This window comes from Methylobacterium crusticola (genome assembly GCF_003574465.1).
Classification (GTDB): Bacteria; Pseudomonadota; Alphaproteobacteria; order Rhizobiales; family Beijerinckiaceae; genus Methylobacterium; species Methylobacterium crusticola.
Map to the genome: position 1 here is coordinate 1 of NZ_KZ984661.1, position 6,340 is coordinate 6,340.

Sequence of the window (6,340 nt, forward strand, 5' to 3'; positions counted from 1 at the left end):
CAGGCGCTCCGCCGGCCGCTGCCGGACCCGCCGCCGCGGGCGAGCCTGATCGTCCCGACCCGGGACCGCGTCGACCTGCTGCGCACCTGCGTCGAGAGCCTGGTGGCACGGACCGACTGGCCCGACCTCGAGATCGTGGTGTGCGACAACGACAGCCGCGAGCCGGCGACGCTCGCCTACCTCGACGCGCTCCGCCGCTCCGGCACCGCCCGGGTGCTGCCCTGCCCGGGCCCGTTCAACTTCGCGGCCATGAACAACCGGGCCGCGGAGGCGGCCGGGGGCGACCTCCTGGTCTTCGTCAACAACGACGTCGAGGCGTTCCGGCCCGACTGGCTGCGGCGCATGGCCGAGGAGGCCCTCCGCCCGGCGGTGGGCGCCGTCGGGGCGAAGCTCCTCGACGCGGAGGGCCGCATCCAGCACGGGGGCATCGTGCTCGGCACCGGGGGGCTCGTCACCCACGCCCACCGCCACTTTCCCGCGGACGCGCCGGGCTACCTGCACGCGCTCCGGGCCACGCACCGGGTCGCGGCCGTCACGGCGGCCTGCCTCGCGGTGGAGCGGGGAAAGTTCCTGGCGGTCGGCGGCTTCGACGCCGAGGCCTTCGGGGTCGACTTCAACGACGTCGACCTCTGCCTCCGGCTGGAGGCGGCCGGCTACCGGACCCTGATGGTGCCGGGCGCCGTGCTGCACCANCCGGCCCGCGCCCGGCACGCGGCCGAGGTCGCGCGCTTCCGGGCGCGCTGGGGCCACCGGCTCGCGGCGGACCCGCACTACCACCCGGGCTTCGATCCCCGGGTCGGCACCCACGCGCGCCTGCGGCACGGGGGCCCGCGCGCGAGGGGCCCGCAGGACGGCGGGGCGGCACCGCGCTAGGAGGGCCTTGTCGGGTCCGCGATCGGGTGGCGCCCTCGCGTCGGCCCTGCCGGGCCCGAAGCCGGCCGTGAGGCGGCCGGAGCGCGCGGCCTCCGAACGCGAAACGGGGCCGCCCGTGGGGCGGCCCCGTCAGACGGCAGCCGGTTCGCCGGATCGGGGCGCCGCCGGCGTCACTGCACCAGGCGGGGGCCGCCGGTCTGCACCTTCTCGTTCTCGGCCAGGATGCCGAGCCGGCGGGCGACCTCCGTGTAGGCCTCGATCAGCCCGCCGAGATCCTTGCGGAAGCGGTCCTTGTCGAGCTTGTCCTGGCTCTTGATGTCCCAGAGCCGGCACGAGTCGGGCGAGATCTCGTCGGCGACGACGATGCGCATCATGTCGCCTTCCCAGAGCCGGCCGGTCTCCATCTTGAAGTCGACGAGGCGGATGCCGACGCCGAGGAACAGCCCGGACAGGAAGTCGTTGACCCGGATCGCCAGGGCCATGATGTCGTCGATCTCCTGCGGCGTCGCCCAGCCGAAGGCCGTGATGTGCTCCTCCGACACCATCGGGTCGTTGAGCTGGTCGTTCTTGTAGTAGAACTCGATGATCGAGCGCGGGAGCTGGGTCCCTTCCTCCAGGCCGAGTCGCGTCGCCAGCGAGCCGGCCGCCACGTTGCGCACCACCACCTCGAGGGGAATGATCTCGACTTCGCGGATCAGCTGCTCGCGCATGTTGAGCCGGCGGATGAAGTGCGTCGGCACGCCGATGTCGTTCAGGTGCTGGAACAGGAACTCGGAGATCCGGTTGTTCAGCACACCCTTGCCGTCGATCACCTCGTGCTTCTTGGCGTTGAAGGCGGTCGCATCATCCTTGAAGTGCTGGATGAGCGTGCCGGGCTCGGGCCCCTCATAGAGGACCTTCGCCTTGCCCTCGTAGATGCGACGGCGGCGGTTCATAGGCGTGTACCGTGGTTTGAGGAAGTCCATGGGGCCGTGGCTCCTGACGACGTGTGAGACCCGCGGCGCGGCGACCTTGCGAGAGGCCGGGCCGGGGACGTGCCGATCCAGAGCGTCCCGCGACCGGTCGCAAATTACCCGAAGCGCGAAGGCAGCACAACGCGTTAGCCGGAGGGCCCCGGACTCGCCGGGGGCCTGCGACGCGATGCGGTGATGGGATCGCCGATATGGGCGCAACGCTGGCCCGATGCAAGCGGAGCGGGCGTTGCCGCGCCTCGACGCTCCGCGGGCCGGCGATTAAGGTCGCCCCTTGCAACCGCGGCCGGCAGGCAGGGTCCGCGGGCCGGACAGGAGGGAACCGCCATGGCGGAACGGGGTGGAGCGGTGGCCGCGCTGGCAGCGCGCTTCCGCGAGGGAAAGCCGCTGATCACGGCCTGGTGCGGGATCCCGGAGCCGTCGGTGGCGGGCCTCCTCGCCGGGGAGCCGGGCTTCGACGCCGTGACCCTCGACATGCAGCACGGGGCCTACGATTTCGACAGCATCGCCCGCACGGTCGGCCTGGTTGCGGCGCGCGGCAAGCCCACCATCGCCCGGGTGCCGGTCGGCGGCTTCACCACCGTGTCGCGCCTGCTCGATGCCGGCATCTCCGGGGTCATCGCCCCGATGGTGAACACGGTCGAGGACGCCCGCCGCTTCGCGGCCCTGGCCAAGTACCCGCCCCTGGGCGAGCGGAGCTGGGGCCCCACCGCGGCCCTGATGCTGTCGGGCCTCGCGCCCGAGACCTACCTGAAGGAGGCCAACGGCTTCTCCCTCACCCTGGCGATGATCGAGACCCGCGAGGCCCTCGACGCCCTCGACGGCATCCTGGCGGTGGACGGCATCGACGGGATCTTCCTCGGGCCGTCCGACCTCTCGATCGCCCTCTCGGGCGGCGCCGGCCTCGACCCCGAGGGCGACGCGGTGCGCCGCGCCCTGGAGCACGCCATGGCGCGCGCCCGCGCGGCCGGCAAGCGCGTGGGGGTCTACTCCCAGTCCGGCCCGCGCACCCGGGAGCTCGCTCGGCAGGGGTTCGACCTGATCGCCCTGGCGAGCGACGTCGCGCTCCTGCGCGCGGGCGCGCAGGCGGCCCTGCGGGAGGCGCGCGCCTGAGAGCCGCCGCCCGCAGGGCCGGCGCACCGGGCCGCCGGCCCGGGCGGGTTCCCGGTGCCGGGCCGCCGGCCTCGCCACGTCGGCGGAGCGGGACCGGCAATCCTCAGCGCAGGGCCTGGTCGAGGTCCGCATACAGGTCGTCCGGATCCTCGATCCCCGTGGAGAGGCGCAGGAGGTCCGGCGGGCAGGGCGTGCCGGGTCCCTCGATCGAGGCGCGGTGCTCGATCAGGCTCTCGACGCCGCCGAGGGACGTCGCCCGCTTCCACAACCCGACCCGGGCCGCCGCCGCGACCGCCGCGGCCTCGCCGGCCGCGACCCGGATCGACAGCATGGTGCCGAAGCCGCCGCTCATCTGCCGCGCCGCGATCGCGTGGCCGGGATGCTGGGCGAGGCCCGGATACAGCACGCTGCCGACCGCCGGGTGCGCCCCCAGGCGCCGCGCCAGCTCCGCCGCGCCCGCCATCTGGGCGGCGATGCGCACGTGCAGGGTGCGCAGGCCCCGCAGGAGCAGGAAGGCCTCGAACGGCCCGAGAATCGCGCCCTGGCCGGAGCGGATGCGCTGGATGCGGGCCCAGAACGCGTCGGGCCTGGCGCCGGCGAGCGCGCCCGCGATCACGTCGGAATGGCCGTTGAGCACCTTGGTGGCCGCGTGCATGACGACGTCGGCGCCGAGCGCGAGGGGCCGGGTCACCACCGGCGAGGCGGCGGTGGAATCGACCGCGAGCCGCGCGCCGGCCGCGTGCGCGATCTCGGCCGCCTGCGCGATGTCGGTGATGGTCCAGAGCGGGTTCGACGGGGTCTCGAGCCAGACCAGCTTGGTGCGCCCGGGCGTCACGGCGGCGCGGAGCGCCGCGAGGTCGTCGGTGGCGACAAAGTCGACCGTAAGGCCCCAGCGCGTCGCCTCCTCGGCGAGCCAGCGGCGCAGGGCCCAGTACATCACGGTCGGCGCCACGACGTGGTCGCCCGGATCCAGGGCGCCGAACACCGCCGTGGCGGCGGCCATGCCGGAGGAGAACAGCAGCGCGCCGGCCTCCGCGTCCTCCAGCATCGCGATCACGGCCTCGGCCTCGCGCACCGTGGCGTTGTCGGGCCGGCCGTAGACGTAGCCCGAGCTGTACTGGTTGTCGGGGTCGCGGAGGTAGGTGGTGGCGAGGTGGATCGGCGAGACGATGGCCTTCGTGACCGGGTCGACGTGCCCCATGGCCTGCGCGGCGAGGCTCTTCTTCGACCAGGGGCGCGGGGCGCTGCTCATGCGGGACTCCGGGGGCTCGTGCGACACAGGCCGCCCTTGCAGAACCGGGGCCGTCGCGCAAGGTCCCGGGCCGAGACGCCGCCCCGAGAGCCCGATGACCGCCGCCCCCGCCCTGACGAGGCCCGTCCTCGCCCCCGTCCCGCGCCTCCTCGCGGCCCTCGCGCCGGTGCTGGCGACCTCGCTCTCGGGCCTGCTGTTCACCTCGCCCAACATCCCGACCTGGTATGCCGGCCTCGCCAAGCCGGCCTTCACGCCGCCGAACTGGCTGTTCCCGGTCGCCTGGGCGATCCTGTACGCCCTGATGGCGCTCGCCTGTTGGCGGGTGCTCGGCACGGCGCCGTCGGGCGGGGCCCTCCGGCGGACGCGGACGCTCGCCCTTGCCGCCTTCTTCGCCCAGCTCGCGCTCAACGCCGCCTGGACCCCGGTGTTCTTCGCCGGCCACGACCCGGCGGGGGGCCTCGTGGTGATCGTCGCCCTGCTGGTGATGATCCTCTGGAGCGTCCGGCTCTTCCTCGCCCTCGACCGGGCCGCCGCGCTGCTCCTCGTGCCCTACGCGGCCTGGGTCGCCTACGCGAGCGTGCTCAACGCGGCGATCTGGTGGATGAACTGAGGGGCGGCCGCGTGGCCGGTCAGCGGGCGAGGCTCGCCCCGGCGCCGGCCCGCAGCGCGCGTCCCACCACGGCCCGCATGTCCGCGAGGGTGAAGGGCTTCGTCAGCACGTCGACCACGATCGCGTCGAGGCCCCGGGCCCGCTCGCGCTGGTCGGCGAAGCCCGTCATCAGCAGGATCGTCAGGTCGGGGTAGTCGCGCTTGGCCGCGAGCGCCAGGGCGATCCCGTCCATCAGCGGCATGCGGATGTCGGTGAGCATCAGGTCGAAGCTGCCCTCGCCCAGGCGGTCGAGGCCGTCGCTGCCGTCGATCGCGGTGACGACCGTGTGGCCGTCCATCTCGAGCCCGCGTTTCAGGAAGCCGCGGATCGGCTCCTCGTCGTCGACCAGCAGGATGCGCGCCATGTCGTCGTCGTCTCTCCGGTGCCACGCCGCGCGGCCGTGGTGATGTGATCAATCGTGCCGCCCTGCGTCAAGCCCTTGACGCTACGCCGGTTCCGCTCCTCGCGGCCTCGTCGAACAGGTCCGGCTCGCCGTCGCCGTAATCGACGAGGCCGACGAAGGGCAGCTGCCGGAAGGCGTGGGCCACGTCCATGCCGTACCCGACCACGAACACGTCCGGGCAGACGAAGCCGACGTAGTCGGCGGTGATCGTCACGGCGCGCTTGCCGGGCTTCTCGAGGAGGACCGTGGTCAGCACCCGCCGGGCGCCCCGCGCCATCAGGAGGTCCTTGGCGTAGACGAGGGTGCGGCCGGATTCGAGGATGTCGTCGATCAGGAGCACGTCGCGCCCGCGCACCTCGCTCTCGACGTCGCGCAGGATCGCGACCTGGCCCGAGGACACCGTGGCGGCGCGGTAGCTCGACAGGTGGATGAACTCGACCTGCGGGCTCAGGCCCGCCCGGTGCAGCGCCCGGATCAGGTCGGCCGCGAACATGAAGCTGCCCTTGAGCACCGCCACCACCAGGAGGCTCTCCAGGGGCTGGCCCGCGATGGCGCGCGCGATCTCCTCGTTGCGCTGCGCGATGGCGGCTTCGTCGAACAGGACGCGGACGCGGGGGGACGGCAGGGTCATCGGACTCATTCGCGGGTGTGGCTCGGCACCGTCAGGCTGACGGCAGATTCCCCGGTGTCAACCGCGGCAAAGCGGACCAGGACCGTGCGTCCCCGGGCGGGCGCCGCGGCGAGCTCGGCCCGGAAGCGGGCGGCCTCGGCGGGCTCGAGGCGGGCCCGGGGGGGCTGCGCGGTCCAGCGGTAGAGCACCTGGCCGTGGTCGTCGCGGATCTCGACCGCGAGGGGCGGCACCGCGGCCGTCCGGGCCGCGACGCTGAGCACGTCGCCCTCGACCACCAGGCGGGCGCCCCTGGCGGCGTCCGGGACCTGGTAGGCCGCGACGTCGCGCAGGCTCAGGCCCCGCAGGTTCACCGGCAGCCCGACCGCCGCGTAGAGCCGCGCGGCCTGCGGCAGCGCCCGCACCACGGCGGCGCGCCCGGCCGGGACGCCGACCCCGGCGACGAGGAGCG

General features: G+C 74.0%; 7 protein-coding genes and 2 pseudogenes. 4 read left to right on the forward strand and 5 right to left on the reverse strand.

Annotated features, from left to right (window positions below):
* The coding region (locus tag DT057_RS05380; protein ID WP_244937348.1) for a glycosyltransferase at positions 1–692 on the forward strand (692 nt) is incomplete at both ends.
* Between the two features lies 1 nt (position 693).
* Positions 694–873, forward strand: a pseudogene (locus DT057_RS36555) (hypothetical protein); the annotation flags it as partial.
* Between the two features lie 170 nt (positions 874–1,043).
* Here DT057_RS36555 and purC read toward each other — a convergent pair.
* Positions 1,044–1,838, reverse strand: a complete 795-nt coding sequence (purC, locus tag DT057_RS05385) for a phosphoribosylaminoimidazolesuccinocarboxamide synthase (protein WP_128561081.1) — start codon at positions 1,836–1,838, stop codon at positions 1,044–1,046.
* Positions 1,839–2,171: 333 nt separating this feature from the next.
* Here purC and DT057_RS05390 point away from each other — a divergent pair, with 333 nt between their 5' ends.
* The gene (locus DT057_RS05390; protein WP_128561082.1) at positions 2,172–2,957 is read left to right on the forward strand and encodes an HpcH/HpaI aldolase family protein; all 786 of its coding nucleotides are present in this window, start codon (positions 2,172–2,174) and stop codon (positions 2,955–2,957) included.
* Positions 2,958–3,060: 103 nt separating this feature from the next.
* On the opposite strand, the gene DT057_RS05395 is transcribed toward DT057_RS05390, so the two are convergent.
* Entirely contained in the window at positions 3,061–4,209 is a 1,149-nt protein-coding gene (locus DT057_RS05395; protein WP_128561083.1) for a trans-sulfuration enzyme family protein, read from the reverse strand.
* Between the two features lie 94 nt (positions 4,210–4,303).
* On the opposite strand from DT057_RS05395, the gene DT057_RS05400 reads away from it, so the two are divergent.
* Positions 4,304–4,819, forward strand: coding sequence for a TspO/MBR family protein (locus DT057_RS05400; protein WP_128561084.1), 516 nt, complete (start codon positions 4,304–4,306; stop codon positions 4,817–4,819).
* Between the two features lie 19 nt (positions 4,820–4,838).
* On the opposite strand, the gene DT057_RS05405 is transcribed toward DT057_RS05400, so the two are convergent.
* The 3 genes and pseudogenes from DT057_RS05405 to DT057_RS05415 all read right to left on the reverse strand — a co-directional run.
* On the reverse strand, positions 4,839–5,222 hold the full coding sequence (locus DT057_RS05405) for a response regulator (RefSeq protein WP_128561085.1): 384 nt from the start codon (positions 5,220–5,222) through the stop codon (positions 4,839–4,841).
* A gap of 67 nt (positions 5,223–5,289) precedes the next feature.
* Entirely contained in the window at positions 5,290–5,892 is a 603-nt protein-coding gene (gene hpt / locus DT057_RS05410) for a hypoxanthine phosphoribosyltransferase (protein WP_128561086.1), read from the reverse strand.
* A 5-nt stretch (positions 5,893–5,897) separates the two neighbouring features.
* A pseudogene (locus tag DT057_RS05415) lies at positions 5,898–6,340 on the reverse strand (DUF3426 domain-containing protein); the annotation flags it as partial.